The 24,904-nt window shown below is 70.2% G+C and carries 30 protein-coding genes; 4 read left to right on the forward strand and 26 right to left on the reverse strand.

Going from position 1 to position 24,904, the window contains the following annotated elements; all coding sequences use genetic code 11:
* Nucleotides 1-4: 4 nt before the first annotated feature.
* From A5757_RS07040 to A5757_RS07055, 4 genes are all read right to left on the reverse strand, one after another.
* Entirely contained in the window at nucleotides 5-1,129 is a 1,125-nt protein-coding gene (locus A5757_RS07040) for a nitronate monooxygenase family protein (RefSeq protein ID WP_066830688.1), read from the reverse strand.
* Nucleotides 1,110-2,504: a cytochrome P450 gene (locus A5757_RS07045; RefSeq protein WP_066830861.1), complete on the reverse strand. Its 1,395-nt coding sequence runs from the start codon at nucleotides 2,502-2,504 to the stop codon at nucleotides 1,110-1,112. The genes A5757_RS07040 and A5757_RS07045 overlap by 20 nt, the downstream gene beginning before the upstream one ends.
* Nucleotides 2,505-2,565: 61 nt before the next feature.
* Entirely contained in the window at nucleotides 2,566-3,597 is a 1,032-nt protein-coding gene (locus tag A5757_RS07050) for an NAD(P)-dependent oxidoreductase (RefSeq protein ID WP_066830691.1), read from the reverse strand.
* Entirely contained in the window at nucleotides 3,594-4,370 is a 777-nt protein-coding gene (locus A5757_RS07055; protein ID WP_066830866.1) for an S-methyl-5'-thioadenosine phosphorylase, read from the reverse strand. Before A5757_RS07055 ends, A5757_RS07050 begins: the two co-directional genes overlap by 4 nt.
* A gap of 65 nt (nucleotides 4,371-4,435) precedes the next feature.
* Between A5757_RS07055 and A5757_RS07060 the strand changes: the two genes are divergently transcribed.
* On the forward strand, nucleotides 4,436-5,308 hold the full coding sequence (locus A5757_RS07060) for a 1,4-dihydroxy-2-naphthoate polyprenyltransferase (RefSeq protein WP_066830694.1): 873 nt from the start codon (nucleotides 4,436-4,438) through the stop codon (nucleotides 5,306-5,308).
* 3 nt (nucleotides 5,309-5,311) lie between these two features.
* Here the strand turns inward: A5757_RS07060 and A5757_RS07065 are convergent, their stop codons facing one another.
* On the reverse strand, nucleotides 5,312-6,349 hold the full coding sequence (locus A5757_RS07065) for an aminotransferase class V-fold PLP-dependent enzyme (protein WP_066830697.1): 1,038 nt from the start codon (nucleotides 6,347-6,349) through the stop codon (nucleotides 5,312-5,314).
* Between the two features lie 6 nt (nucleotides 6,350-6,355).
* Complete coding sequence (locus A5757_RS07070; protein WP_156618221.1) at nucleotides 6,356-6,676, reverse strand: DUF4229 domain-containing protein; 321 nt, start codon at nucleotides 6,674-6,676, stop codon at nucleotides 6,356-6,358.
* 47 nt (nucleotides 6,677-6,723) lie between these two features.
* On the opposite strand from A5757_RS07070, the gene A5757_RS23405 reads away from it, so the two are divergent.
* Nucleotides 6,724-6,888: a hypothetical protein gene (locus A5757_RS23405; protein WP_197497283.1), complete on the forward strand. Its 165-nt coding sequence runs from the start codon at nucleotides 6,724-6,726 to the stop codon at nucleotides 6,886-6,888.
* Between the two features lie 8 nt (nucleotides 6,889-6,896).
* Here A5757_RS23405 and A5757_RS07075 read toward each other — a convergent pair whose 3' ends face one another.
* The 20 genes from A5757_RS07075 to A5757_RS07170 all read right to left on the reverse strand — a co-directional run bounded on the left by A5757_RS07075 (nucleotide 6,897) and on the right by A5757_RS07170 (nucleotide 23,371).
* The gene (locus A5757_RS07075) at nucleotides 6,897-7,964 is read right to left on the reverse strand and encodes a MinD/ParA family protein (RefSeq protein WP_066830702.1); all 1,068 of its coding nucleotides are present in this window, start codon (nucleotides 7,962-7,964) and stop codon (nucleotides 6,897-6,899) included.
* A complete protein-coding gene (ccsB, locus tag A5757_RS07080; protein ID WP_066830706.1) occupies nucleotides 7,964-8,971 on the reverse strand; it encodes a c-type cytochrome biogenesis protein CcsB in 1,008 nt (335 codons plus the stop codon). Before ccsB ends, A5757_RS07075 begins: the two co-directional genes overlap by 1 nt.
* Nucleotides 8,968-10,587, reverse strand: a complete 1,620-nt coding sequence (locus A5757_RS07085) for a cytochrome c biogenesis protein ResB (RefSeq protein WP_066830708.1) — start codon at nucleotides 10,585-10,587, stop codon at nucleotides 8,968-8,970. The genes ccsB and A5757_RS07085 overlap by 4 nt, the downstream gene beginning before the upstream one ends.
* Complete coding sequence (locus A5757_RS07090; RefSeq protein ID WP_066830709.1) at nucleotides 10,587-11,420, reverse strand: cytochrome c biogenesis CcdA family protein; 834 nt, start codon at nucleotides 11,418-11,420, stop codon at nucleotides 10,587-10,589. The genes A5757_RS07085 and A5757_RS07090 overlap by 1 nt, the downstream gene beginning before the upstream one ends.
* Nucleotides 11,417-12,034, reverse strand: coding sequence for a TlpA disulfide reductase family protein (locus tag A5757_RS07095; protein WP_066830712.1), 618 nt, complete (start codon nucleotides 12,032-12,034; stop codon nucleotides 11,417-11,419). The genes A5757_RS07090 and A5757_RS07095 overlap by 4 nt, the downstream gene beginning before the upstream one ends.
* Nucleotides 12,031-12,639 (reverse strand): histidine phosphatase family protein, encoded by a 609-nt coding sequence (locus A5757_RS07100; RefSeq protein ID WP_066830715.1) that lies wholly within the window; start codon nucleotides 12,637-12,639, stop codon nucleotides 12,031-12,033. Before A5757_RS07100 ends, A5757_RS07095 begins: the two co-directional genes overlap by 4 nt.
* Complete coding sequence (gene hemL, locus A5757_RS07105) at nucleotides 12,636-13,952, reverse strand: glutamate-1-semialdehyde 2,1-aminomutase (protein ID WP_066830718.1); 1,317 nt, start codon at nucleotides 13,950-13,952, stop codon at nucleotides 12,636-12,638. Before hemL ends, A5757_RS07100 begins: the two co-directional genes overlap by 4 nt.
* 51 nt (nucleotides 13,953-14,003) lie before the next feature.
* The gene (locus A5757_RS07110; protein WP_369815919.1) at nucleotides 14,004-14,456 is read right to left on the reverse strand and encodes a pyridoxamine 5'-phosphate oxidase family protein; all 453 of its coding nucleotides are present in this window, start codon (nucleotides 14,454-14,456) and stop codon (nucleotides 14,004-14,006) included.
* 50 nt (nucleotides 14,457-14,506) lie between these two features.
* Nucleotides 14,507-14,830, reverse strand: coding sequence for a hypothetical protein (locus A5757_RS07115; RefSeq protein ID WP_066830724.1), 324 nt, complete (start codon nucleotides 14,828-14,830; stop codon nucleotides 14,507-14,509).
* Between the two features lie 46 nt (nucleotides 14,831-14,876).
* On the reverse strand, nucleotides 14,877-15,479 hold the full coding sequence (locus A5757_RS07120; protein WP_066830727.1) for a TetR/AcrR family transcriptional regulator: 603 nt from the start codon (nucleotides 15,477-15,479) through the stop codon (nucleotides 14,877-14,879).
* Nucleotides 15,466-16,362 carry an oxygenase MpaB family protein gene (locus tag A5757_RS07125; protein ID WP_066830729.1) on the reverse strand — a complete coding sequence of 299 codons (897 nt, stop codon included), beginning with the start codon at nucleotides 16,360-16,362 and terminating at the stop codon, nucleotides 15,466-15,468. The genes A5757_RS07120 and A5757_RS07125 overlap by 14 nt, the downstream gene beginning before the upstream one ends.
* 61 nt (nucleotides 16,363-16,423) lie before the next feature.
* On the reverse strand, nucleotides 16,424-16,654 hold the full coding sequence (locus tag A5757_RS07130; RefSeq protein ID WP_066830734.1) for a hypothetical protein: 231 nt from the start codon (nucleotides 16,652-16,654) through the stop codon (nucleotides 16,424-16,426).
* Nucleotides 16,651-17,118 (reverse strand): DUF3093 domain-containing protein, encoded by a 468-nt coding sequence (locus A5757_RS07135; RefSeq protein WP_066830737.1) that lies wholly within the window; start codon nucleotides 17,116-17,118, stop codon nucleotides 16,651-16,653. The genes A5757_RS07130 and A5757_RS07135 overlap by 4 nt, the downstream gene beginning before the upstream one ends.
* Nucleotides 17,115-17,561, reverse strand: a complete 447-nt coding sequence (locus A5757_RS07140; protein WP_066830740.1) for a hypothetical protein — start codon at nucleotides 17,559-17,561, stop codon at nucleotides 17,115-17,117. Before A5757_RS07140 ends, A5757_RS07135 begins: the two co-directional genes overlap by 4 nt.
* 20 nt (nucleotides 17,562-17,581) lie before the next feature.
* Nucleotides 17,582-18,016: a hypothetical protein gene (locus tag A5757_RS07145; RefSeq protein ID WP_066830743.1), complete on the reverse strand. Its 435-nt coding sequence runs from the start codon at nucleotides 18,014-18,016 to the stop codon at nucleotides 17,582-17,584.
* The gene (gene hemB / locus A5757_RS07150; RefSeq protein ID WP_082929358.1) at nucleotides 18,013-18,984 is read right to left on the reverse strand and encodes a porphobilinogen synthase; all 972 of its coding nucleotides are present in this window, start codon (nucleotides 18,982-18,984) and stop codon (nucleotides 18,013-18,015) included. Before hemB ends, A5757_RS07145 begins: the two co-directional genes overlap by 4 nt.
* 16 nt (nucleotides 18,985-19,000) lie before the next feature.
* On the reverse strand, nucleotides 19,001-20,656 hold the full coding sequence (locus A5757_RS07155) for a bifunctional uroporphyrinogen-III C-methyltransferase/uroporphyrinogen-III synthase (protein ID WP_066830747.1): 1,656 nt from the start codon (nucleotides 20,654-20,656) through the stop codon (nucleotides 19,001-19,003).
* Between the two features lie 23 nt (nucleotides 20,657-20,679).
* On the reverse strand, nucleotides 20,680-21,603 hold the full coding sequence (hemC, locus tag A5757_RS07160) for a hydroxymethylbilane synthase (protein WP_197497286.1): 924 nt from the start codon (nucleotides 21,601-21,603) through the stop codon (nucleotides 20,680-20,682).
* A gap of 57 nt (nucleotides 21,604-21,660) precedes the next feature.
* Nucleotides 21,661-23,031: a glutamyl-tRNA reductase gene (locus tag A5757_RS07165; RefSeq protein ID WP_066830748.1), complete on the reverse strand. Its 1,371-nt coding sequence runs from the start codon at nucleotides 23,029-23,031 to the stop codon at nucleotides 21,661-21,663.
* 97 nt (nucleotides 23,032-23,128) lie between these two features.
* Nucleotides 23,129-23,371, reverse strand: coding sequence for a glutaredoxin family protein (locus A5757_RS07170; RefSeq protein ID WP_066830870.1), 243 nt, complete (start codon nucleotides 23,369-23,371; stop codon nucleotides 23,129-23,131).
* 95 nt (nucleotides 23,372-23,466) lie between these two features.
* On the opposite strand from A5757_RS07170, the gene A5757_RS07175 reads away from it, so the two are divergent.
* Both A5757_RS07175 and A5757_RS07180 read left to right on the forward strand, forming a co-directional pair.
* On the forward strand, nucleotides 23,467-24,348 hold the full coding sequence (locus tag A5757_RS07175; protein ID WP_066830752.1) for an HAD family phosphatase: 882 nt from the start codon (nucleotides 23,467-23,469) through the stop codon (nucleotides 24,346-24,348).
* Between the two features lie 22 nt (nucleotides 24,349-24,370).
* Nucleotides 24,371-24,904: a MaoC family dehydratase N-terminal domain-containing protein gene (locus tag A5757_RS07180; protein ID WP_066830753.1), complete on the forward strand. Its 534-nt coding sequence runs from the start codon at nucleotides 24,371-24,373 to the stop codon at nucleotides 24,902-24,904.

The following is a 24,904-nucleotide window of genomic DNA, read 5'->3' on the forward strand; positions in this document are numbered from 1 at the left end:
GGGGTCAGTCCGGTAGCGAGTTCCCCAGCCGCTCGGTGGCCGCGACGTAGTCCTCGATGAACTCCCGGACCACCTCACGGGCGGGTTTGACCTTGTTCATCAACCCGACGCCCTGCCCGACGAAGTAGGTCGACAACTCCTGCGCGCCTTCATGTCCCTGCGCGGCGAGCACGTCGATACGGCGCAGCACCGGTTCGGCGAGCATGTTCTGCAGCGGCAACGGCAGCGGCGACCGCTCGCCCCGCGGCGCCCACGCCTGCGTCCAGTCCGAAACCAGTTGTCGCGCGGGCTTTCCCGTCCGACCCGCGGACCGCACCGTATCGCGCGAGGTGGCGGCGAGCATCTTCTGCACGGTGTGCGGCGCCGTCTCGGCCTCCTCGGTGGTGAGCCACACCGATCCGGTCCAGGCGCCGTCGGCGCCCATCGCGACCGCCGCCGCCATCTGCCTGCCGGTCACGATGCCACCCGCGGCCAGCACGGGCACCTGTACGCCCGCCTGCTCGAGCGCCTCGAGCACCTCCGGCACGAGGACCAGCGTGCTGACCTCACCGCAATGTCCGCCCGCCTCCGTGCCCTGCGCGATGATCAGGTCCACTCCCGCGTCGACCTGCTTCAGGGCGTGCTCACGCGCACCGACCAGCGCGGCGACCGGCACCCCGTGTTCACGGCCGGCCTCGATCATGTAGTCCGGCGGTACGCCGAGCGCGTTGGCGATCAGCTTGATGGGATGACTCATCGCCACGTCGAGCAGCTCCCGGCCGGTGTCGCCGGAGAGCATCGAGGCGCCGAACCGCGGCTGGGACTCGAGTTCGATGTCGTGGTCGGTGAGCAGTTTCGCGACATACTCGCGGTATTCGGCGGGGATGCGGTCGACGAGCTGCCCCCGCGAGAGGTTCTCCCCCTTGCCCTCGAATTTCGCCGGCACGATGATGTCCGCGCCGTAGGGCTTACCGCCGACGTGCTCGTCGATCCAGGTCAGCTCCCGGTCCAACTGTTCCGGCGAGTAGGCCGTCGCACCGAGCACTCCGAAACCGCCGGCGTTGGTCACCGCGGCGACGACGTCGCGACAGTGACTGAATGCGAAGAGCGGGAAATCGATGCCGAACTGTTCACCAAGCGAGGACTTCATAACGCCCATTATCGGGCGTCACCCTGCGGGCCCGGACACGCGCCCTGATCGGGCCGCCGGCGACCATGGTGAACGGCAGGGCGAGCGGGAAGTCCGCGTCCACGGCATCGAGCTGTACCCGGCGGACGATGGTGGCCAGCGCCAGTGTCGCCTCCAACATCGCGAAGTGGTCGCCGATGCACGACCGCGGGCCTGCGCCGAACGGTAGGTATTGCCAGCGGTCCCGCCCCTTTGAGTTCTCCGGGCTGAACCGGTCGGGGTCGAACTCCAGCGGACGTTCCCACAGCCGAGGGTCGTGCTGTACCGCCATGATCGCGAAGAGCACCAGCGTCCCCGCCGGTACCCGGTAGCCGTCGACCTCGATGTCGCGCTGCGTCATTCGTGTCCCGGTGGGGCCGGGTGGACACAGGCGCAGCGCCTCGTGCAGAACCTGACGGGTGAAGCCGAGGCCGGCGACGTCCTCGGGGGTGATCTCCCGGTCACCGAGCCGGGCCACCTCGGCGGCGACCCGGTCCTGGACATCGGGATGACGGCCCAGTTGCCACAGCGCGTAGGTCAGGGTGGTGGCGGTGGTGTCGTGTCCGGCCAGCATGAACACGAGGAGCTCGTCGCAGATGGCGTCGTCGGACAGCCCCTGCCCGGTCGCCGGATCAGTCGCGGCCATCAATGCCCGCACCAGCGGCGCGCGTCGAGACGAATCCGCGCGGCAGCCCACCAGCACCTCGCGGGCGAGGGCGGTCATCGTCGCGCGGGCGGCCAGTGCCCGTCGCCGCGCCGGCGTCGGCAGCCACCGCGGCGCACGGACCGGCCGGGTCGCGCGCCCGGCGATGTATCCCAGTGCGGTCCTGAGCGGCTCGGCGATGCAGTCGGCCCGCGCGTCCAGATCCAGCCCGAGCACCGACCGCCCCAGGGCGCGCAGCGTCAGCCGGCGGCACTCCGCGTCGAGGTCGACGTCGCCTCCCTCGGTCCAGCCGGCGACCACTGTCTCCGCCGCCTCGGCCATATCGCCGCCGAACTGACGGACATGCTGCTTGGTGAACACCGGCTGCAGCGCCCGCCGGCGTGGCAGCCATTCGTCATGGGGTAGGTCGAACAGGTTGTCGCCCAATATGATCCGCATCTCCTGATGGATCGTCGCCTTGTCGACGGCGCCGTCGTGTCGCCCCAGCACGTCACGCAGCGCACGCGGAGACGCGGCGACGACGATCGGCGGCATCAGCCGGCGCGGCGCCATGGTGAAACGGCTGACCGGCCCGCCGGCATCACGCAAGGTGGCCATGCCGGTGTGATATTCCCGCAGCGCTCGCGCGCGCTGCCAGTAGGACAGCGGATTCTTCGGAGCCAGCGGAAGAGCGGCGACATGTGCATCGGTCATGCGGGAAATCAACCACCGCGCGGGCTCGCACCGCGTCATCCGAACGGATGAGATCGGCGCGTCAATCCCGTAACGGCGCAAATGCGAATTCCGCCAAGCCGTCCCGCGGGTCGACGACCGCCCGGAAGCCGAGACGCTCGGCGGCCCGGGCCGGAGAGGCGACGATGTGGCGGACGTCGCCGCTGCGGTACTGCCCCGTCACGACCGGGCGTTCGGCGCCCCGGCTGTCGCACAGCTCGCCGGCGACCTCCATGATCGAGATGGGACGTCCGGAGCAGACGTTGAACGCGTCGAATCCGCTGAGGCCGGACTCCACGGCGGCCAGGTTCGCCGCCGCCACGTCGTCGACGTGGACGAAGTCCCGCATCTGCCCACCATCCTCGAAAACCCTTGGCACGTCGCCGTTCTCCAGTTGGGAGCGGAAGATCGCGGCGACCCCGCTGTAGGGGGTGTCACGCGGCATGTGCGGGCCGTAGACGTTGTGGTAGCGCAGCGCCACCACCGCACCGCCGGTGGCTTCGGCCCACGCCAGCGCGTAGTGCTCCTGGGCGACCTTGCTGGCGGCGTAGAGACTGCGGGGCCGCAGCGGTTCGTCCTCGTCGACCAGCGACCACCGCAGCGGCTCACCACCGAGCGGGCAGCGGTGCTCGAAGCGACCGGCGTCGAGGTCGTCGCGGCGCCGCGGCGCGGGTTGCACCGGCCCGTGTTCGGGGCAGTCGTACCGGCCCTGCCCGTAGACCACCATCGACGACGCCAGCACCAGCCGGTCGATTCCGGCCGCGAACATCTCCGCCAGCAGAACCGTTGTGCCGTAGTCGTTGTGACTGCCGTAGGAGGGGGCGTCGGCGGCGTTGACCCCGGCGCCCACCACAGCGGCCTGATGGCACACCACGTCGATGCCCTCGAGCAGGGGCGCCAGCGCCGCCGCGTCGCGGATGTCGACGTCGTGCACGCCTTCGGGGGTCGGGGCGCTGCGGCCGTGCGCGGCGGGCAGCATGGCGTCCACGGCGATGACGTCGTGTCCGGCCGCCGACAGCGCCGCCCGGACCCGGGATCCGATGAATCCGGCGGCGCCCGTCAGCAGCACTCTCACGGCAACTCGATGGGCAGGGTGATGCCGTCGTGCGGTTGGCAGTGGCGGCAGGTGCGTTCGAGGTCGACCCCGGCGATCGCCTCGTGCACGACCTGCTTGAACGGCACCAGATTCCGCTCGAACTCGGCGAAGACATCCACCGCGCGCACGCCCTCACCGGTGGTGATGCCCGCGTCTAGATCCGTGACCAACGCGATTGCGGCGTAACACATCTCGAGCTCCCGAGCCAGCACCGCCTCCGGGTAGCCGGTCATGTTGATCAGCGTGAAGCCCTGCCCGGCGAACCATTTGCTCTCCGCGCGCGTGGAGAACCGTGGCCCCTGGATCACCACCATGGTGCCGCCGTCGAACACACCGGGCAGATCGGCCGCCGCGGCCCGCAGCGTCGGGCAGTACGGATCGGCGAATCCGACGTGGATGCCGCCGGAGTCGAAGTAGGTGTCGGCCCGCCCGGTGGTGCGGTCCACCAGCTGATCCGGGACCACCATCGCACCCGGGCCGAGTTCGGGTTTCAGGCTGCCGACCGCGCACGGCCCGAAGATCCGCCGCACACCCAAGGCTCGCAGCGCCCACATGTTGGCCCGGTACGGCACGGTGTGCGGCGAGAACTCGTGGTTCACGCCGTGCCGCGGCAGGAACGCCACCTCGTGCTGTCCGACGGTGCCCACCGTGATCGGTGCGCTCGGCGGGCCGTAGGGGGTGTCCAAACTGACGGGGCGGGCGTCGTCGCCGAAGAACGAATAGAAGCCGCTACCGCCGATGACTCCGAGCATCGGTCCATTGTCGACCATCGGGCAGCGCGGGGAACCGACGGAGGGGTCGTGCGACGATTGCGCACGTGGCCAGTTTCGCGCAGTGGGTCGAGGGCGCCCGTCCCCGGACGCTGCCCAACGCCGTGTCCCCCGTCATCGCCGGGACCGGCGCGGCGGCGTGGCTGGACGGCGCGGTGTGGTGGAAGGCGCTGCTGGCGCTGATCGTCGCCGTCGCGCTGATCATCGGCGTGAACTTCGCCAACGACTACTCCGACGGCATCCGCGGCACCGACGACGTGCGCGCCGGACCGCTGCGACTGGTGGGGTCGAAGTCGGCCTCCCCGCGGGCGGTGCTCACCGCCGCCGTCATCAGCCTGGCGGTCGGCGCGGTGGCCGGGCTGGCGCTCGCGGTGGTCAGTGCCCCGTGGCTGATCGCAGTCGGCGCCGTCTGCATCGCGGGCGCCTGGCTCTACACCGGTGGCGCCAAGCCCTACGGGTATCTGGGGTTCGGCGAGATCGCGGTGTTCGTGTTCTTCGGTCTGGTCGCGGTGCTGGGCACCCAGTTCACCCAGGCCGGCCGTGTCGACTGGGTGGGGCTGGCCGCGGCGGTCGCGATGGGCGCCCTGTCGTCGGCCGTGCTGGTGGCCAACAACCTGCGCGATATCCCCACCGACCGCGAGTCCGGCAAGATCACGCTGGCCGTCCGGCTCGGCGACGCCCAAACCCGGGTGCTGTTCCAGGCGCTGGTCGCGGCGGCATTCGTGTTGACGCTGGTGTTGACGCTCGCCACACCCTGGTGTGCGGCCGGTCTGGTGGCGCTGCCGCTGGCCGTGCGCGCCGCGCAGCCGGTGCGCCGCGGCGCGGGTGGGCGTGAGTTGATCCCGGTGCTGCGCGACACCGGGCTGACGATGCTGGTGTTGGCCGTCGCCGTCGCGCTGGCGCTGACGTTCGCGAGCTGACCGCTACCGGGACAGCGCGTCGAGCAGGCGATCCAGATCGTCCTCGGTGTTGTACAGGTGAAAGCCCACCCGGACGGCGCCGGCGCGGACCGACGCGCGGATCCCCGCCGCCGGCAGCGACTCGGCCGCACCCGTGGACGGCAGCGACACGATCGCCGACGGATGCGGCGGCAAGCCCAGTTCGGCGCGCAACCGTCCGGCCAGGCCTACGGTGTGCGCCTCGACCTCGGCCGCGTCCAGCGACGCCAGCCACGGCAATGACATACCGGCCCCCAGGACGCTGAACCATGCCGGTGAGGTGTCGAAGCGGCGCGCGTCGTGCGCCAACCGCAGGGGTAGGCCGTAGATCGACTCCCACGGCCGCTCCCCGGCGTACCAGTTGGCGGCGTGCGGGATCATCGCCGCGGCCGTTCGGTCGCTGACCGACATGAACGCCGCGCCCCGCGGCGCAAGCAGCCACTTGTAGACGGACGCCACGGTGACGTCGGCCCAGCCGAGGTTCAGCGCCTTCCACCCGACGGCCTGGGTGACGTCGACGATCGTCGTGGTCGAGGTGCCGGCGAGGCCCGTCCGGAGGGCCTCGACGTCCAGCGTCGCGCCGGAGGCGGACTGCACCAGACTGAACGTCACGAAGTCGTAATCAGTGGCGGTGGCGAGCAGCTCGTCGGGACTCAGCTCGACGAGGGAGACGCCGCGCGCGGCCTGAGCGGCGAACGGGAACGTGGTGCTGGTGAACTCGCCAGCCAGGGTGGCGCCTCTGCTGCCGTCGGGAATCGCGGCCGCCACCATGCCCAGGGCCGCCGATGTGCTCCCGGCCAGCGCCACCGATGCCGGGGACACGTCGACCAGCGCGGCGTACCCCGACCGCGCGGCCCGCACGGGTTCGTCGAAGGACGTGGCGTCCATCGTGCCGGCCTGCCAATCCGCCATCCGATCCTGCAGCGCCCGCATGACGAACTGCGGCGGCAGGCCGTACGTGGGCGAATTGAGAAACCCAGCGGCACCTGCGAATTCGGCGCCGAACGCCGCCCGGACGGGCACGGACTGTCAGGTTCCGTCGCTGGACGGCGGCGGCTCTTCACCGCGCAGCCGGGCCTGCAGCTGCTCGCGGTCGCGCCGGCGCCGTTCGTCCACCGCCGCGATGCTCGCCGTGGCCCGGTTGCGCAGCGGCGCGAGAAGCCACATGCCCAGCGGCAGGGCGATCACGATCGCGAACAGCACGGCGACGACGATCGGGAACTCCCGCAGCCCGAGCAGATGCGCCACTCCGACGATCACCGCCGCGATGGCCGCCACCAACGCCAACCTGGCCGCGACGTAGAGCAGCACATCGACGACCAGACGAGAACTCGAGCGACTGTCTGACACGCTCATGAGGGTACCGACGGCGCGTATATTCGTGACAGGAGGTTTGTGTGGCGTATTTGCTCCTGATACTCGTCGTGGCCGGTGTGGTGTACCTCGGCTGGCGGCTCATGCGGGCCGATGCGAGCCGTCCGGCACGGCGGGTGATCGGTCCCGATGACGACCCCGATTTCCTGCGCCGGCTCGGCCAGGACGACAACAACCCGCGGCAGTAGCGGCCGCGCTATTCGCGTGCGTCGCCGCTGTACGCTGTCCGCGCGCCGCCCTCTGGCGCTGAACGCGCGAAGCCGTCGGCGACGACCGCTGCCAGCTCCATCAGCGCATCCCGGGTCGCCGGCTTGAGACGCTGCAGGTCGATCTCGCCGCCCTCGTCGAGATGCGGATCGAACGGCAGCACCTGCACCGCCCGGCAGCGCCGCGAGAAATGATCCTGCACCTTCTGCAGATCGACCTTCCCCGACCGAGGCCGCACGGCGTTGACGACCGCGACCGCGTCGGCCACCAGTGCATGTCGGCCGTGGGCGTCGAGCCAGTCAAGCGTCGCGGCGGCGCTGCGTGACGCGTCGACCGACCCGGTGCTGACGATGATGAGCAGATCCGCGCTGTCGAGCACCGCGGACATCGCCGAGTGCATCAGACCCGTTCCGCAGTCGGTGACCACCACGCTGTAGAACCGCCTCAGCACCGACAGCGTCTGCTGGAAGTCGTCGGCGCTGAACGCCTCCGACACCGCAGGATCGCTCTCCGAGGCGAGCACCTCCAGCCCACTGGGATCCTGCGACGTGTAGCCGCGCACGGCGCTGTAGCTGTCGATGCCCTCGGCGTCGCGCAGCAGGTGCCGCACCGTGGCCGGGGTCTCCACCGGCACCCGCTGGCTGAGGGTGCCCCGATTCGGGTTCGCGTCGACGGCGACCACCCGGTCCGACCGCGCGGCGGCCAGGGTGGCGCCGAGTGTCGCGGTGACGGTCGTCTTGCCCACGCCGCCCTTCAGGGATACGACCGCGATGCGGTAGCACCCGGTCAGCGGCTGGGCGATGCGGGCGGCGAGCTGTTCGCGGTGGAGCGCCTTCGAGCTGTCGCCGAGGTGCAGCCACCGGCGCCAGCCGCGGGAAGCCGCGGGCCGCGGTGCAGGGGGTGGCACGGCCGCCTGGGCGGGTGGCACCGGCGGTATGACGGCGGGAAAGCCGGTGGGTGGGGTGGGCGCTGTCCACTCCGGCGCTGCCAGCGGGTCGGCGGCTGCGGGATCGCTGAACCGCTGCTGCGACCGGAAGTCCGCCGGCTGATCGACCATCAGCCCACGCCGGCGTAGGAGTGCAGGCCGACGGTGACGAGGTTGATGAAGAACAGGTTGAAGACCATCGCCACGAATCCGGCGATGTTGATCCAGGCGGCCTTGCGGTCGCGCCAGCCTGCGGTCGAGCGGGCGTGCAGATAGGCCGCATAGATCACCCACGCGATGAACGACACCGTCTCCTTGGGATCCCAGCCCCAGTACCGGCCCCACGCCTCCTCGGCCCAGATCGCACCGAAGATGACGCCGAACCCGAACACCGGGAACGCGAAGATGGTGGTGCGGTAGGCGATGCGGTCCAGCGTCTGGGCGTCGGGCAGCCGGTTGACCACCCGGGCGAACGCGCCGTCGGAGGTCGGCGTGCCGAAGCGCGACATCTTGAGCAGGAACAGGATGCTGGCCACACCGGCGACGAGGAACACGCCCGAGCCGAGGCTGACCACGGACACGTGGATCGGCAGCCAGTAGGACTGCAGGGCCGGCATCACCGGCGCCGCGTGCGAGTACAGCCACTTGCCCGACACCGTCAGCAGGATCAGCACGGGGACGAGCACGAACACCCACAGCGCGCGGTACTGCGGGCGGCGCAGCACAACGGCCGCGGCCACCAGCCCGCAGAAGCTGGTCAGGTTGATGAACTCGTACATGTTGCCCCACGGCGCCCGTGAGGTGGACAGGCCGCGTAGCACGATGCACGCCAGCAGCAGCCCGATGCCGACGTAGATCAGCGCCAGCCCGGCCGAGCCGATGCGTTCGTCGAACGGGCGCCGCGGCTCGTCGGCGACGACGACGCCGGGGGTCGCGCTGTCCGCGCCCACCGTGGCGACCCGGCCGAATGTCGCCGCCGGAGCGGCTCCGACCAGGTCCCGGCGCTCGACCTTGCGGCTTCTGCTGTAGGCCAGCTCGATCGCGAGCAGCAGCAGCGCCACCACCAGGACGAGAACCGACGAGGTGAACGCCCAGTCGGAGTACCGGGCCAGACCGAGGTCTATCTCGGTTCCGTTCATGTGACTCTCTCTTCTGACGGCGCGGCCGCCGTCGCCGCCGCGTCGGGATGGTCGGCCAGCAACCGCGTCACCAGCCGCTCGAACTCGTCGCCCCAGCCGGAGTTGTCGGTGCGCGCCAGCCCGCCCAGCTCGACGCCAACGGTACCCGGGCCCCGCGGGGTGATCCGCGCCCAGACCCGGCGTCGGCGGACCACGAGCGAGACCATCAGACCACCCATCATCGTCATCGCGAAGATCAGCACCCAGATCTGCGCGGGATCGTGCGACACCTGCACATTCACGAAGGGCACGGCGCCGTCGAAACGCACGACGGTGCCGTCGTCGAGCCGGGTCTCGGCACCGGCGCTGAGGTTCACGCGGGCCTCGCGGGTCAGCCGGCCCTGGCCGATGAGCCGCTCGTCGAGGGAGAACAGGTTCTGCGGGCGGCCCGTGTCGAGCCCGGTGTCGCCGCGGTAGATGTCGACGGCGACGGCGGGGTCCTGCAGCGCGGGGAAGCGCGACGACAGCAGGGTGCCGTCGAGCTGCTGGGTCGGGGCGAACAACCCCTGGATGGCGAGCTGGTTCTCGCGGCGCTCGTCGGCGTCGGGATAGGTGCCCGCGGGCGGATCGAACCGCATGACGCCCGACGACAGGAACGTGAACTGGTCGTCGGGACGCCACTGCAGCGTCTGGGTGCGGGTCTGGCCGTCGGGGAACGTCACCGTGAACGTCGGCGCGTACCCGTGGCCCTGCAGGTACACCCGGTCCCCGCCGACACGCAGCGGTTCGTTGACCTTCAGCCGGTAGGACCGCCAGGTGTTCGACGCCAGATCGTCGCCGGCCTGGTATTCGATGTCGGCGGCGTACGAGGTGGCCTGGCCGGTGTCGAGGTAGTCGGCCTGGAAGTCGTTGACCTTCAGGCAGATCGGATACAGCGAGGTGCCGTCGACGGTGTTGCCGGCGCGGAAGGAGTCGAACGCGGCGGGTGTGGCCGAGCAGAAGCCCGGGCCGCCGTTGGCGACGACGATGACGTTGCCCTCATAGCCGAAGAGCTTTCCTGCGGCAATCGCGACGAGCAGGCCCAGCAGTGAGAAGTGGAAGACGATGTTGCCGAACTCCCGCAGGTATCCCTTCTCGGCCGACACCTCGATCGATGTCGCCGCCGGGGCGGCTCCGGCCGCCACCTCCCCTTCGGTGCGCACCGTCTTGCGCCAGCCCCGCAGACTCGAGGTCACCCGCTCGGTGACGACGGGAACGGTGCCCTCTACCTGCGCCTCATGGTGTTTGGGCAGCCGGGCGAGGTTGCGGGGAGCGGGCACCGGCACCGCGCGCAGGCTGCGGACGTGTTCGACCAGGCGCGGCGTCAGGCAGCCCACCAGGGAGATGAACAGCAGCGCGTAGATCGCGGTGAACCAGAAGCTGGAGAACACGTCGAACGCCTGCAGCCGGTCCAGAATCGGGCCGAGCGTGGGGTGCTCGACGAGGTACTCGTCGACCTTCGATTCGTTGAGGCTGCGCTGCGGCAGCAGAGCGCCGGGGACCGCGGCGAGCGCCAGCAGGAACAGCAGCACCAACGCGGTGCCCATCGAGGTCAGCGTGCGCCACGTGTTGCGGGCGTACGCGAAGACGCGCCTCATCAGATCGGCAGCCTGACGTCACTGACGAACGCGTCGCGGACCCACGACACGAAGTCGTTCCACAGCCCGGTGACCAGCGCCGTGCCGACCACCAACAGCAGCACGCCGCCGAAGATCTGGATGGTGCGGGTGTGCCGTCGCAGCCAGCCCATGGTCTGGACGGCGCGGGCCGACCCGAAGGCGAGCAGAACGAACGGGATGCCGAGACCCAGGCAGTAGGCCACGACGAGTGCGACACCGCGGGCGACGCTGGCGCCGTCGGTGGCCGACGCGACCGTGATCACCCCGGTCAGCGTGGGCCCGAGGCACGGGGTCCAGCCGAGGCCGAACACCGCCCCGAGCAGCGGCGCCCCGGCGACCGTCGACAGCTGCCGCGGGGTGAACCGCGCCTGCCGCTGCAGAGCCGGGATGAGGCCGACGAAGACGAGACCCATCACGATCGTCAGCACCCCGCCGATGCGCTGCAGCAGCACCTGGTTGGTGATCAGCGTGGTGGTCATGCCGAGCACCGCGACGGTGCCGAGCAGGAAGACCGCGGTGAACCCGGCGACGAAGAGCGCGGCCGCGCCCGCGACGCGTAGGCGGGCGGTGCGCGGCGCCGAGATCGACGAAACGGCGGAGCTTTCTCGCACTTTCCCGCCCGTGTGTTCATTTCGGCGGGATTCGTCGGGGCGCGATTCGTCCACGCCGACCACCGCGGCCAGATACGACAGGTAGCCCGGCACCAGCGGCACCACACACGGCGACGCGAACGACACCAGCCCGGCCAGCACGCAGACGGCCAGGGCCAGCAGTACGGGTCCGGCCGAGGCGATCTCGGCGAATCCGGTCACGGCTGTTGCTCCGCTGCGGGTGCCGGGCCGTTCTCGGATGCGAGGCGCTCCACCACCGGCTGCAGATCTTCGGCGAGCAGTTCGCGCAGGAACACCGCGGCCACCCGGTGGTCGCGGTCGAGCACCACGGTCGACGGGATGACCGTCGTCGGATACCGGCCGCCGAACGCGATCATCGTGCGCATCGGCGGGTCGTAGATCGACGGGAACGTGATGCCGCGGTCGCGGATGAAGTCGACGGCGGCGTCGCGATTGTTGTCCCGCACGTCGATCCCGAGGAAAGCGACGCCGTCGGCGCGGGTGGCGTCGTAGACCTGCTGGAGCTGGGTGATCTCGGTGCGGCACGGTCCGCACCACTGACCCCAGACGTTGACGACGACGACCTTGCCCGCGAAGTCGTCGAGCGACAGCGTCTTGGCCGGGTCGAGCAGGTCGGGTCCGGACAGCGGGCCGGGCCTACCGCGGTCGGCGGGCGGATCGTAGAAGATGTCGGTCTTGCCGCCCGGGGCGACGAATTCGAAGGTGCCGCCCTGGGCGACGGCGTCGTTACCGGTGGAGCAACCGGCCAGCGCGAGGATCCCCGCGCTCGCCAGCAGCACCGCCAGCCATCTCACTGTCCGGCCAGCTCCGCGTAACCCCAGCCGACGCAGGTGTCGCCGTGGAAGTAGAACGACGTCAGCGACGCCAGATTGCACATCCGCTTCGTCGGGAAATGGTGGAGGGGCCGGTCGGTCATCGCCCGGCGCAGCGTCTCGACGGGCAGCTGGTGGCTGACGCACACCGCCTCGTGTCCGGCGCCCTGGACGCGGGCGCGGTGCAGCGCCGCGGTCATCCGCGCCGCGATCTCGGTGTAGGGCTCCCCCCACGACGGGGTACGCGGATTGCGCAGATGCCGCCAGTTGCGGGGATCGCGCAGCGCCCCGTCCCCGGGCGAGACGCGCTCGCCCTGGAAGACGTTGAGCGATTCGATGAGCTCGTCGTCGGTGGCGATGTCCAGACCGTGTCGCGCGGCGATCGGAGTGGCCGTCTCTTGCGCCCGTTCCAACGGGGACGCGACGACGTAGACGATGTCGCGGTCGGCGAGCCAGTCGGCGACCCGTTCGGCCTGCGCCCGGCCGCGGTCGGACAGGTGGTAGTCGGGCAGGCGGCCGTAGAGGATGCCCTCGGGATTGTGCACCTCACCGTGGCGCATGACGTGCACTGTTGTCTTCTCGGTCATGCCGGCTTCGTCGCTTCCGCCGCGGCCCGGGCGGCGGCGGGCAGCGCCGCCGCAATCCGGTCGAACGCCTCGTCGTCGAGCGCCGCCGAGACGAACCACGCCTCGAAGGCGCTGGGCGGCGGATAGATGCCCGCCTCGAGCAGCGCGTGGAAGAACGCCGGGAAACGCCAGGTCTCGCTGGCGCGGGCGGTCGCGAAGTCGGTGACCGGTTCGGCGGTGAAGAACACCGAGAGCATGTTGCCGCCGCGCTGCACCCGATGGGTGACGCCGGCTTCGGTGAGGGCGTCGGTGAGCAGCTGATCGAGTCGGTCGGCATTGGCGTCGAGCGCGGCGTACACCGCGTCGTCGGCCGCGCGCAGCGTCGCCAGCCCGGCGGCCATCGCGACGGGGTTCCCGGACAGCGTGCCGGCCTGATACACCGGCCCGAGCGGGGCGAGCCGCTCCATCACCTCGACGCGGCCGCCGAACGCCGCCGCCGGGAGGCCGCCGCTCATCACCTTGCCGAACGTGAACAGGTCGGCGTCGACGGGGTCGATGCCGTACCAGCCCGATCGGCTGACCCGGAATCCCGTCATCACCTCGTCGACGATCAGCAGTGCGCCGTGGTCGGCCGTGATGCGCCGCAGCGCGGCGTTGAACCCTTCCACGGGCGGGACCGCGCCCATGTTGCCCGGACTGGCCTCGGTGATGACGGCCGCGATGTCACCGCCGAACCGCCCGAAGATCTCTTCCACTGCGGCGACGTTGTTGTAGGGCAGCACGATGGTGTCGGCCGCAGCGGCCCCCGTCACGCCCGGCGAGGACGGCAGACTCAGCGTCGCGACCCCGGAGCCGGCGTCGGCCAGCAGCGCATCGCTGTGGCCGTGATAGCAGCCGGAGAATTTGACGATCTTGGGGCGGCCGGTGAAACCGCGGGCCAGGCGGATGGCGCTCATGGTGGCTTCGGTGCCGGAGTTGACCATCCGCAGCCGCTCGACCGGGGCGACCCGGTCGATGATCTCGCGGGCCAGTTCGGATTCGGAGGGCGTCGGCGCACCGAACGACAGACCGTCGACGGCCACCCGCTGCACCGCCTCGACGACGGCCGGGTGGGCGTGCCCGAGGATCATCGGCCCCCACGACGAGACCAGATCGACATAGCGGTTGCCGTCGGCGTCGGTCAGCCAGTAGCCCTTGGCCGAGGTGATGAACCGGGGCGTGCCGCCGACGGAGTTGAAGGCCCGGACGGGCGAGTTGACGCCGCCGGGGATCAGCGCGCACGCATCGGCGAACAACCGCGCCGACTGCTCGGTCACGGCAGCGTCAGAACCCATGCTCCCCAGTGTCCCAGCCGCCCGCGGCGCGTCAACTACAGGGTGTAGTCGTCAGCTCGTCTCCGAGGTCCAGCCCAATATTTCGCCGGTGCCCTGCGTCATCGCGGTGCCGGGCATCACCCGCAAACGGTAGGGCGCCAACCGCAGCGCGGCGAACTCCGGCGAGGTCGGGCCGTCACGCCACTGCGGGATGATCCGCGGGTCGTAGCCGACGGGTTCCGGGCCCGTCGCGAACATGTCCCACACCGCCGAACGCGTCTCGTCGTCGGTGTACCACTCGACGAGACAGTCTGCGCTGCAGGTGTCGTGGCTCGGCGCCCAGTAGTTCACCGACATCTGCGGGTGCACCGCGAGGTGTGCCCGTTTCACCGGGCTCGGCACCGTGGCGATCCAGCCGAACAGGTCGATACCGTCCCACTGCCAGATCGGATGCAGGACGCGCGAACGCGGCCGGCCGTCGGCGTCGACCGTTGCACAGGACGCCCAAACGATCGAATGGGCCATGTCGACAAAGGCGGGAGCCACGCGGTTGAGGGTGCTCACACCCGCCCACCTTAATTCTGGGCTTGCGCCGCCTGCGCGTCGTTGGCCGAAGAGTCCGAGGAATCCGGATCCGCCTCTTCGCCGTCCTTGCCGAACTTCGGGTCCCCGTTCTCGTCGACCCATTCGTTGACGGCGGTCCCGGCGACCGTGCCGCCGGTCCCGGGCATGACGATCGTCGGCCGTTCCTCCTCGTACTCCTTGCGCATCTCCTTGGCGGCCTCGCGGTGCTCGTCGGTCACCTCGGGCTTTTCGGTGATCTTGGCGTCGGGGTCGTCAGCAACGTTCGTCGACGCGTTGCGCTCGGCCCCGGATTGTTCTTGGTCGTCGCTGCTCATGGGCTAACGACTAACCGAAAGTGTGATCGGCAAAACAAAAGAGAAGTTACGCCGGGACAGGTCTCAGTTCGGTCGGCAGGCTCGGCAGGAAATGCCGGCGCGCGAACTCGCGGATCTCATCGGCCGTGTCGAGCGGCGACACGCTCGGCAGGAGCAACACCATCGCCGCGTAGCGCAGAATCGTGTCGGCGAGCTCGTTGACCACGCGCACCCCGATGCGTTCGGCGAAGCCGGCCGGGAAGATGATCCGCAGCGCCTCGGCCATTCGTTCGACGGCGGCCGACCAGTGTCGATGCGCCAGCTCCAGCACATAACCGGGATCCTCGGCCAGCATCGCGTTGAGCACTCGGTGCTGTCGGAACTTCACGATCGAGAGGGTGAACGCCTCGACGTAATAGTTCTGTTGCGGCCCGGACCCGCTGAGCTCCCGCGCGATGTCGGCGAACAGTGCGGCGTTCTCCCGCTCCACCACCGCGGCGACCAGCTCGTCGCGGTTGGCGAAGCGGCGGTAGATCGTGGTGCGGCTGACCCCGGCCCGGCGCGCCACGTCGTCGAGCGCGACCCGGCGGAAGCCGTGCCGTTCGAACTCGGCGACCGCGGCGTCGAGGATGCGCTCCGTCCCGGAATTCCCCCGGTCAACCGCGGCCATAACCCTCCTGGGCGTACTTGTTGTAGCGCACCGTCATCGGCAACCGGTCCCACACCCAGTTGACCGGCCGGGTCCGCCACAGCGCCGCGAACCGCTGGTACCTGCGCTCCTGACGGTCACTCCACGGCAGGTTGAGCAGGCGGCGGGCCTGCGGGGGCAGACCGCCGGTGGTGAGGAACGCCGCGAGCGGGTTGAACGCCACCGACACCACCCGCCATACCGCCGGGTGCACCCCCTTCGGGCAGGGGAAGCCTTTGGTGACGTAACCGACGCCGTACTTCGCGGTGGGATGCGCGACGACGATGTGGTCGAGCATGCGCTGCCAGTAGGCCTCGAACTCCGCGTAGGTCGCCGGCATCACCCGATCGCTGACCCCGTAGCGGCGGTACCACGTCTTGGACTCGAGGTAGATCTGTTCTTTCTCCGCATCCGACAGCTTCTTGACGAACGTGTCGGCGAAGTACAGCACCTGCTCGACGAACGTGGCGTGCGCCCAGAAGTAGGTCTCCGGATTGAGCGCGCTGTAGCGGGCCACAGTGCCATCCGGGCGGGCAATGGTGCCCTTGATGTCCGTGTGGAAGTCGCGGACCTTGCGTCCTTCGGCGCTGTCTTCGGCGCCGTAGACGGTCATCATGATCGGCGGGATGGACCGCTTCACGCGGGCGGCGGTGTCGTCGAAGAACACCGAGTGGTCGAGCACGCCCTGCCCGAGCTCGGCGAGCATGTTCTGCAGCACTGCGGGTCGAGGTCCGATGAGATACATCCGGTTGTCGCCGAAGTACTTCCACACCAGGGACTGAGGACCGAGCGGCAACGCGTCGACGTCGGGTTGCCGCGAGAGGGCCTTGTTCTCGGCGAGTTTGTTCTCCGCGAGTTCCGTCATGGGAACAGTGTTACAGATTCCGTACTTTGTACCGTAGGGCTTGTGAGCAGGCTCACCTCGGTCAGCGGCGGCGCAGGTGCGCGACGCCGACCACGATCAGCACGCCGGCGAGCGTGGCCAGCATCAGGGCCAGGACCAACAGCGGCGCGGAATACGTCAGCACCGGGGTCTCGGGCTGCCCGGGCATGATCGGCGGCGCCACCGACGGGCGGCGCGCCGCCAGCCAGGCCGCCACGCAGCCGGCGCCCGCCGCCGCGGCCAACACCAACTCGACGATCGCGCGTGTTCTCACGCGACGCGCTCCTCGACCAGCCGCTCCAGATGTTCGCGCAGCGTGGCGTGCCGCCGCGCCCATGCCTGGGCGGTCCGTTTCCCCGTCAGGGTCAGACCGATCCCCTTCCGGCCGCGGGGCACCCCGGTCAATTCGCCGAGCGCCCGCGCCGACTCCCACTTCTGCACCTCGGAACCACCTGCCGGTGGGAGGACCTTGACGATGTCGGCGACCTTGATGATCTCGGCGCCCTGCCGCAGCGTCAGCGTCGTCAGTTCCACCGAGGTGTGGACGCGGGCGGCGTGGACCTGCACGGAGAGGAACCCCGACACCAGCACCAGGAACAGTCCCGGCACCAGCGGTTGCATGCCGTAGCCGGCCGACAGCTGGATCGCCAGCATCGCCCCGCCCGCCGCCGGGCCGGCCAGCAACCACCACCAGCTCGCGCCCGGTTCGTAGAACAGTCGCTCGTCGGGCGCCGTCACGCGGGATCCTTCCGGTCGAACCACTCGGACGCACCGCGCCGGGTGAGCAGGACCGTGCCCGCAGCGATCGGCACCAGCGACAGCAGGGCGATGGTGTTCGCGATCCCACCGCCCGCTGCCAAGATCACCAACACGACCGCAACGGCCAGCGCCAGCGCGATCGTCGCGCGCCGAAACCTGGCGTCCCCCTGGCGCGCCCGGCCGGCGACAAAGGCCAGCGCTCCACCGGCTAGGACGGAACCGATTCCCATACCCCGTTGGATCAGCAAGAAGGACTCGACCGACTCATTCGTGACATCGGCGCGGAACTGGCTGCGGAGAGTCTCGAACGTCACCGTCGCCGAGAGCAGACCACCGAGCAGCAGCAGGACCGCGCCGCCGACCAGGAGCCAAAACGCGATGTCGACGACGCGCGGCCGCGACGGGGTGGGCGAAGCGCTCATGGTCGGGTCAGCCTAGCTGCTCACCGCGTGAAGAAGGCGTCGGCGTCCTTGCGGTGCAACAGGAACAGCCCCCCGGCGACCAGCACCGAACCCACGATCGCCGCGCCCGCGTAACCGACCGCGGTCACCGCCGACTCCCGTTGCACGGTGAACAGGTTGGTCACGGTGTAGACGATCGACCCGAAGCCACCGGCGCTGAGCACGGTGCGCGACCAGCGGTAGCCCTGCCGCATCAGCAGCAGGAACGTCACGACGAGCGCGCTGACGACGACCAGCACCAGGACCGACATGCCGCGCAGGAACAGCGACGAGCCGCCGACCGGTGAGGTGAAGTTGTCGAGCAGGTAGGCGGTCGCCAGCAGTGGCAGCGCGGCGACCCACAGCCAGAACCCGGTGTCGACATCGGGAGGCCGGGTGGGTGACGGTTCGGCCGGGCGGGTGGACGGCGCGGTCATGCCAGCCAGCCGGCCACCTCGGCGGCCCAGTAGGTCAGCACGATGTCCGCGCCCGCACGCCGGATGCCGATGAGCGCTTCGAGTGCCGAGGCCTGCAGGTCGATCCACCCGTTGGCGGCGGCGGCGCTGATCATCGCGTACTCACCGGAGATCTGATACGCCGCGACCGGCACCGGCGAGATGTCGGCGCATGCGCGCACCACGTCCAGATACGACATGGCCGGCTTGACCATCACCATGTCGGCGCCCTCGGCGATGTCGAGTTCGATCTCGCGCAGCGCTTCGCGGGCGTTGCCGCTGTCCTGCTGATAGGTCCGGCGGTCCCCCTGCAGGCTGGATCCGACGGCTTCGCGGAACGGGCCGTAGAACGCCGAGGCGAATTTCGCCGCATACGCGAGGATCGCCACATCGGTGTGCCCGGCGCCGTCGAGGCCGTCGCGGATCGCGGCCACCTGACCGTCCATCATCCCGCTCGGGGCGACCACGTGCGCCCCCGACTGTGCTTGCGCGACAGCCAGTTTCACGTACTGCTGATTGGTGGCGTCGTTATCGACGCGTCCGCGGTCGTCCAGCACGCCGCAGTGGCCGTGATCGGTGAACTCGTCCAGGCAGGTGTCGGCCATGATCACGGTGTCGTCGCCGAGGTCCTTGGCCAGATCACGCAGCGCGACGTTGAGGATGCCGTCCGCGTCGATGCCGACCGAACCGCGCGGATCCTTGTCCTCGTCGCGGGGCACGCCGAAGAGCATCAGCCCGCCCACGCCTGCGGCCACCGCGTCGGCGGCCGCACGGCGCAGCGAATCCCGGGTGTGCTGCACGACGCCCGGCATCGAGGAGATCTCCCGCGGTGCGTCGATCCCGTCGGCGACGAACATCGGCAGCACCAGATGCCTTGGCTCCAGGGAGGTTTCGGCGACCAACCGGCGCATGGCCGGGGTGGAGCGCAACCTGCGCGGACGCTGACGCATGATCAGCGGCTGATCCTCACCGGCGACGGCTCTTCTTGCGCGGCGGGGGCAGCGCACCCTCGGCGCGCAGCCGCGCGGCGTGCTCGGCGAGCGCCTCGACGAGCGGACCGACGGCGGCCACCTCGGGCTGCACGTCGACGCGCAGGCCGAACTCGGCGGCGGTCTCGGCGGTCTTGGGCCCGATGCACGCGACGATCGTGCGCGCATGCGGCTTACCCGCGATCCCGACCAGGTTGCGCACCGTCGAACTCGACGTGAAGCACACGGCGTCGAAGCCACCGGTTTTGATCATCTCGCGGGTCGACGCCGGCGGCGGTGCCGCGCGCACGGTCCGGTAGGCGGTGACGTCCTCGATCTCCCAGCCGCGCTCGCGCAGCCCTTCGGCCAGGGTCTCGGTGGCGATGTCCGCACGGGGCAGCAGCACCCGGTTGACCGGGTCGAAGATGTCGTCGTACGGCGGGAACTCATCGAGCAGTCCCAGCGAGGACTGCTCGCCGGTCGGCACCAACTCCGGGTTGATCCCGAATGCGCGGACACGGTCCGCGGTGGCCTGACCGACGCATGCGATCTTCACCCCGGCGAACGCGCGGGCGTCGAGACCGAACTCGTTGAACTTCTCCCACACCGCGCGCACCGCGTTGGTGGAGGTGAACACGACCCACTGGAAGCGGCCGTCCACCAGACCCTTGACCGCACGCTCCATCTGCGCAGGGCTGCGCGGCGGCTCGACGGCGATGGTCGGGACCTCGATCGGCAGCGCGCCGTGGCCGACCAGCTTCTCGCTCATCTCGCCGGCCTGATCCTTGGTGCGCGGCACCAGCACGGTCCAGCCGTACAGCGCGCGGCTCTCCCACCAGTTCAGCTTCGCCCGGTGCGCCACCGTGCGGCCGATCGTGACGACCAGCGGCCCGGTCAGCGGGCTCGCAGCGGCGCCGGTCGGTTCGGGGCTGACCAGGACGGCCTTGTCGACCAGCCCGAACAGCGTCGACTCCACCGAGCGCTGCTGGCAGGTGGTGCCCTGCGCCGTGACGACGGCGGGGGTGGAGTCGGCCAGGCCGTACTCGATCAGGGTGCGGGCCGCATCGGGCAGATGCGAGGCGGTCGCGTGCAGGATCAGCGGACCCGGCGCCGCAGCGAGAGCGGCCCAGTCGACATTGGGATCGCGCACGTCGGCGACGGTGTGGGTGGAGCCGAGCGGCAGACCGGCGTACGTCGGCACCGCAGTGGTGTCCGGCAGGCCCGGCACGATCTCGAAGTTCGCGTGGCTCTTCGCCAGGGCGTTGATCTCGGCGATCACCGCGTCGACCGACAACGGGTCACCGGCGACCAGGCGCACGACGTCGACGCCGTGCTTGGCCTCACCGGCCAGCGTCTTGGCCACCTCCGCCGGATCACCGAGTGCGGGCCGCACATCCGGCCCGCCGGGGATCGTCGCCGCCGCGTCACCGTCGGCCGCCTCGGCCGGCTCCGGCCCCGACGGCGGGGGCAGGTGCGCGCCGACGAGCGTCAGCACCGCTTCGGGGACGTCGGGGTCGGTGAAGACCAGCGCGGCATTGGCGAGCACGCTGTGCGCCCGGGTGGTCAGCAGACCCGGGTCACCCGGGCCCGCGCCCACGAACGTGATGCGGCCCGGCTTCATCTTGCGCCCGCGCCCGCTCTCCTGCCGAGTCATCTGTCGCTCACTCCGCTCTACAGCTAGTGGTGATCCGCCATCAGCTCGCGCGCCCCGAGTTCGAACAACTCCGCGGCCACCGAGACCCCCAGGTCTGCGGCCCCGTCGGGAGTTCCGACACCGGACGCGCGGATCACGTCGGATCCGTCCAGCGCCGCCACGCAGCTGCGTAGCGACACCTCTTCGAAGACGCGGCCATCCTCATCGATAGACTCGACCACCTCGGCGATCGCGCCCACCGGTGCGGAGCAACCCGCCTCCAGTTCGGCGAGCAGGACGCGCTCGGCGGTGACCGCCGCACGCGTGTCGGTGTCGTCGAGCTCCGACAGCAGTGCGACGAGTCCGGTGTCGTCCGCGCGGCACTCGACCGCGAGGGCGCCCTGAGCCGGCGCTGGCAACATCTGCACCGGCTCGAGGGTCTCGGTGACATACGCCAGTCGCCCGATGCGGGCCAACCCCGCGCGTGCGACCACGATGCCGTCGAGATCACCGTTGCCAACCCTGTTCAACCTGGTATCTAGGTTGCCTCTTAGGGGGCGGATTTCCAAACCGAGACCCAGTGCTCTAAGCTGCGCCGCCCGTCGCGGGCTGGACGTGCCGATGATCGAACCCGCCGGCAACTCCCCCAACACGAGTCCGTCGCGGGCGACCAGCGCATCACGGGGGTCCTCCCGCGGCGGCACGGCGGCGATGACGAACCGCGGATCCTTGGCCGTGGGCAGATCCTTGTATGAGTGCACCGCGGCGTCGACACGCCCGTCTGCGATCGCCTCCCGCAGCGCGGCGGTGAACACGCCCACCCCGATGTCGGCGATCGGTCCCTGGTTGCGGTCGCCCTCGGTGGAGATGAGCACGAGCTCGGCCTGGTGGCCGTTGGCGATCAGCGCGTCGCGGATGGTGCCGGCCTGGGTGGTCGCCAGCAGGCTGGCTCGGGTCCCGATGCGAATCGTCGGCGGGCCGGAGCGCAGCGACCCGGGGGAGGCAGGCTGAGACTTGGTCAAGTGCTACTCGGACTTGTCGATGTCGGTCACCGCGGCGCTGAACGGATCGAGCCCTGGGACGAGCGGCAGTTCGCCGCCGGCGACGGCATCGACAGCCTGTTGATCGAGCTCGAAGAGCTCCCGCAGCGCCTCGGCGTAGCTGTCGCCACCCGGAGCGCTGGCCAGTTGCTTGACCCGGACCGTGGGAGCGTGCAGCAGCTTGTCCACGACCCGGCGCACCGTCTTGGCGACCTCGTCGCGGTGGGCGGCCTCGAGGCCGGGCAGCCGGTGGTCCAGCCGCAGCAGCTCCGCCTCGACCACATCGGCGGCCCGCTGCCGTAGCGCGGTCACCGTGGGGGTCACCTCGGCCATCCGCTGACCGGTCAGGTAGGCGGCGACCTCGGTCGCGACGATGGTGCGCGCAGCCTCGGCGTCGGATGCCGCGGCGCGCGCCGACGGCTCGCGCTGGATGCGGTCCATGTCGATGACGTAGACGCCGGGCAGGCCCGCGATCGCCGGATCGACATCGCGGGGCATGCCGAGGTCGCAGATCACCAGCTCACGCTGTTCGGGTCGGCCGGTCAGCGCGCGGTGGGCGTCGGCGAGCGAGACCACCGGGCGTACGGCGCCGGTCGAGGAGATCACGACGTCGGCGTCGGCGAGTGCGTGCGCGATGTCGTCGAAGCTGTGGGAGTCGGCGGTCACGCCCTGTTCGCGCAGGTTCTCGGCCAGCCGGCGGGCGCGCGGCAGAGAGCGGTTGACCACGTGCACACGGTCGATACCGGCGCGGACGAGGTGCTTGGCCGACAGCGCGCCCATGCTGCCGGCGCCGATGACGACCGCGGTGCGGCCGGCCAGCGCGCCGAGCCGGGCCTCGGCCATGCCGAGCGCCACCGACACCACCGACGCGCCTGCGGCGTCGATCCCGGTCTCGGAGTGCACCCGCTTGCCGACCGACAGCGCGCGCTGCGACAGCTCGTGCAGGGTGCGGCCGACGGTCTGGTTGGCCTCGGCGGCCGCGTAGGCGCGGCGAACCTGGCCCAGGACCTGCTGTTCTCCGATCACGGCGGAGTCCAGTCCGCTGGCGACGGCGAAGAGGTGTTCGACGGCGGCCTCGGCGTAGCGCACGTAGGCGTACTTCGTCAGATCGTTGAGCGTCATGCCGCAGTGCTCGGCCAGTACCTGCCCGATCACCGACAGACCGCCGTGGAACGCGTCGACGACGGCGTAGATCTCGACGCGGTTGCAGGTGGACAGCACCATCGCCTCGGTGACCAGTGCCGACTGCAGAAGCTGGTCGACGATTTTGGCCTGGTCGGATTCGTCCGTGCTCAATTGTTCGAGCACAGACACCGGGGCACTGCGGTGCGAAACCCCGAACAGCAGAACGCTCATGGCCTCATCACCACGTCATCCACGTTAATGGTTTATGAGCGTGCCTACCAAATTTCGCCCGGTTCCCATCCAGTTCCCTTCGTCACGCTTCGACCGGTCAGCGGGCGAGGTCGGCGACCAGCCGTTCTTCGTCGATCTCCCAGTAGCTGTGCTCGCGGCCGTCGAGCATGACCACCGGCAGCCGGTCGCCGTATTCGGCGCGCAGGGCGGGGTCGCCGTCGGCGGCGGCGTTGTCGACGTCGGTCACGGTCAGCGTGAAGTCGTACTGCCCGGCCAGCTCGGCGAGCCGGGCTGCGACCCGCGCGCAGATGGTGCAGGTACCCCGCGTCAACAGCACCACCTGGTGCGGCGCACCCGAACGTGCGCCTGCCGATTCGGTGTTCGCCTCCTGATCCACCACGTCAGTATCCGCCCCCGGTGTCCTAATGTTGGCCTGTGTCCGAAACCGGGGGTACACACGCCGAACGTCAGCAGATCGCCGGTGACGCCAGCGCCGAGGCCGCCGTCACCGAACTGGCCGCCGAGCCCGCACCCGTCACTCCGGCGCCGCCGCCGGATCTGACGGCCGCGGCGTTCTTCGACGTCGACAACACGCTCGTCCACGGTTCCTCGCTGGTGCACTTCGCCCGCGGTCTGGCGTCCCGCAAGTTCTTCACCTACACCGACGTCCTCGGCTTCGTCTACGCGCAGGCCAAGTTCCAGCTCACGGGCCGGGAGAACAGCGACGACGTCGCGGCCGGACGCACCAAGGCGCTCGCGTTCATCGAAGGCCGGTCGACCGCCGAACTCGCCGCCGTCGGCGAGGAGATCTACGACGAGATCATCGCCGACAAGATCTGGCCGGGCACCCGCGCGCTCGCCCAGATGCATCTCGACGCCGGCCAGCAGGTGTGGCTCGTCACGGCGACGCCGTACGAGCTGGCCGCGACCATCGCCCGGCGGCTCGGACTGACCGGCGCGCTGGGCACCGTCGCCGAATCCGTCGACGGCGTGTTCACCGGCCGACTCGTCGGCGACATCCTGCACGGCACCGGCAAGGCGCACGCCGTCCGCTCGCTGGCGATCCGCGAGGGCCTCAACCTGCGCCGCTGCACGGCCTACTCGGACAGCTTCAACGACGTGCCGATGCTGTCGCTGGTCGGCACGGCGGTCGCGATCAACCCGGACGCGGCGCTGCGCAGCGTGGCCCGTGAACGCGGCTGGGAGATCCGCGACTTCCGCACCGCGCGCAAGGCCGCCCGCGTCGGGGTGCCGTCCGCGGTGGCGCTCGGTGCGCTGGGCGGGGCGCTGGCCGCGGTGGTGTCGCGCCGTCAGTAGGCGCTGATAGGCTCGCGCAGTCATGGCCATCGCTGAAGACATCATCGGAACCCACTACCGGTACCCCGACTACTTCGAGGTCGGCCGGGAGAAGATCCGCGAGTTCGCCAAGGCGGTCAAGGACGACCACCCGGCCCACTACGACGAGGCCGCCGCCAAGGAATCGGGCTACGACCAGCTCATCGCGTCGCTGACGTTCCTGGCCGTCGCCGGTCGCCGAGTGCAGGCCGAGATCTTCAACCAGTTCGACATCCCGATCAACATGGAGCGGGTGTTGCACCGCGACCAGAAGATCACGTTCCACCGGCCCGTCCTCGCCGGCGACAAGCTGTTCTTCGACTCGTACCTCGACTCGGTGATCGAGGCGCACGGCACCGTCGTCACGGAGGTCCGCGGCGAGGTCAGCGACGAGAACGGCGAACCGGTGCTGACCAGCGTGGTCACCGTGATCGGCGAGGCCGCGCACGACGACGAGGCCGATGAGGTGACCGCCAACATCAAGGCGCGCCGGGACGCGGCGATCGCGAAGATGGTCGCCGGGCAGAACGCCCAGTAG

Source organism: Mycobacterium sp. 852013-51886_SCH5428379, from assembly GCF_001665575.1.
Classification (GTDB): Bacteria; Actinomycetota; Actinomycetes; order Mycobacteriales; family Mycobacteriaceae; genus Mycobacterium.

Coding starts and splice junctions, on each gene's coding strand:
- A5757_RS07040 (WP_066830688.1), bottom strand. CDS start 1,129: ATGAAGTCCTCGCTTGGTGAACAGTTCGGCATCGATTTCCCGCTCTTC.
- A5757_RS07045 (WP_066830861.1), bottom strand. CDS start 2,504: ATGACCGATGCACATGTCGCCGCTCTTCCGCTGGCTCCGAAGAATCCG.
- A5757_RS07055 (WP_066830866.1), bottom strand. CDS start 4,370: ATGCTCGGAGTCATCGGCGGTAGCGGCTTCTATTCGTTCTTCGGCGAC.
- A5757_RS07075 (WP_066830702.1), bottom strand. CDS start 7,964: ATGGTCGATCAGCCGGCGGACTTCCGGTCGCAGCAGCGGTTCAGCGAT.
- ccsB (WP_066830706.1), bottom strand. CDS start 8,971: ATGAACGGAACCGAGATAGACCTCGGTCTGGCCCGGTACTCCGACTGG.
- A5757_RS07085 (WP_066830708.1), bottom strand. CDS start 10,587: ATGAGGCGCGTCTTCGCGTACGCCCGCAACACGTGGCGCACGCTGACC.
- A5757_RS07100 (WP_066830715.1), bottom strand. CDS start 12,639: ATGACCGAGAAGACAACAGTGCACGTCATGCGCCACGGTGAGGTGCAC.
- hemL (WP_066830718.1), bottom strand. CDS start 13,952: ATGGGTTCTGACGCTGCCGTGACCGAGCAGTCGGCGCGGTTGTTCGCC.
- A5757_RS07110 (WP_369815919.1), bottom strand. CDS start 14,456: ATGGCCCATTCGATCGTTTGGGCGTCCTGTGCAACGGTCGACGCCGAC.
- A5757_RS07115 (WP_066830724.1), bottom strand. CDS start 14,830: ATGAGCAGCGACGACCAAGAACAATCCGGGGCCGAGCGCAACGCGTCG.
- A5757_RS07120 (WP_066830727.1), bottom strand. CDS start 15,479: ATGGCCGCGGTTGACCGGGGGAATTCCGGGACGGAGCGCATCCTCGAC.
- A5757_RS07125 (WP_066830729.1), bottom strand. CDS start 16,362: ATGACGGAACTCGCGGAGAACAAACTCGCCGAGAACAAGGCCCTCTCG.
- A5757_RS07140 (WP_066830740.1), bottom strand. CDS start 17,561: ATGAGCGCTTCGCCCACCCCGTCGCGGCCGCGCGTCGTCGACATCGCG.
- A5757_RS07145 (WP_066830743.1), bottom strand. CDS start 18,016: ATGACCGCGCCGTCCACCCGCCCGGCCGAACCGTCACCCACCCGGCCT.
- hemB (WP_082929358.1), bottom strand. CDS start 18,984: ATGCGTCAGCGTCCGCGCAGGTTGCGCTCCACCCCGGCCATGCGCCGG.
- A5757_RS07155 (WP_066830747.1), bottom strand. CDS start 20,656: ATGACTCGGCAGGAGAGCGGGCGCGGGCGCAAGATGAAGCCGGGCCGC.
- A5757_RS07165 (WP_066830748.1), bottom strand. CDS start 23,031: ATGAGCGTTCTGCTGTTCGGGGTTTCGCACCGCAGTGCCCCGGTGTCT.
- A5757_RS07180 (WP_066830753.1), top strand. CDS start 24,371: ATGGCCATCGCTGAAGACATCATCGGAACCCACTACCGGTACCCCGAC.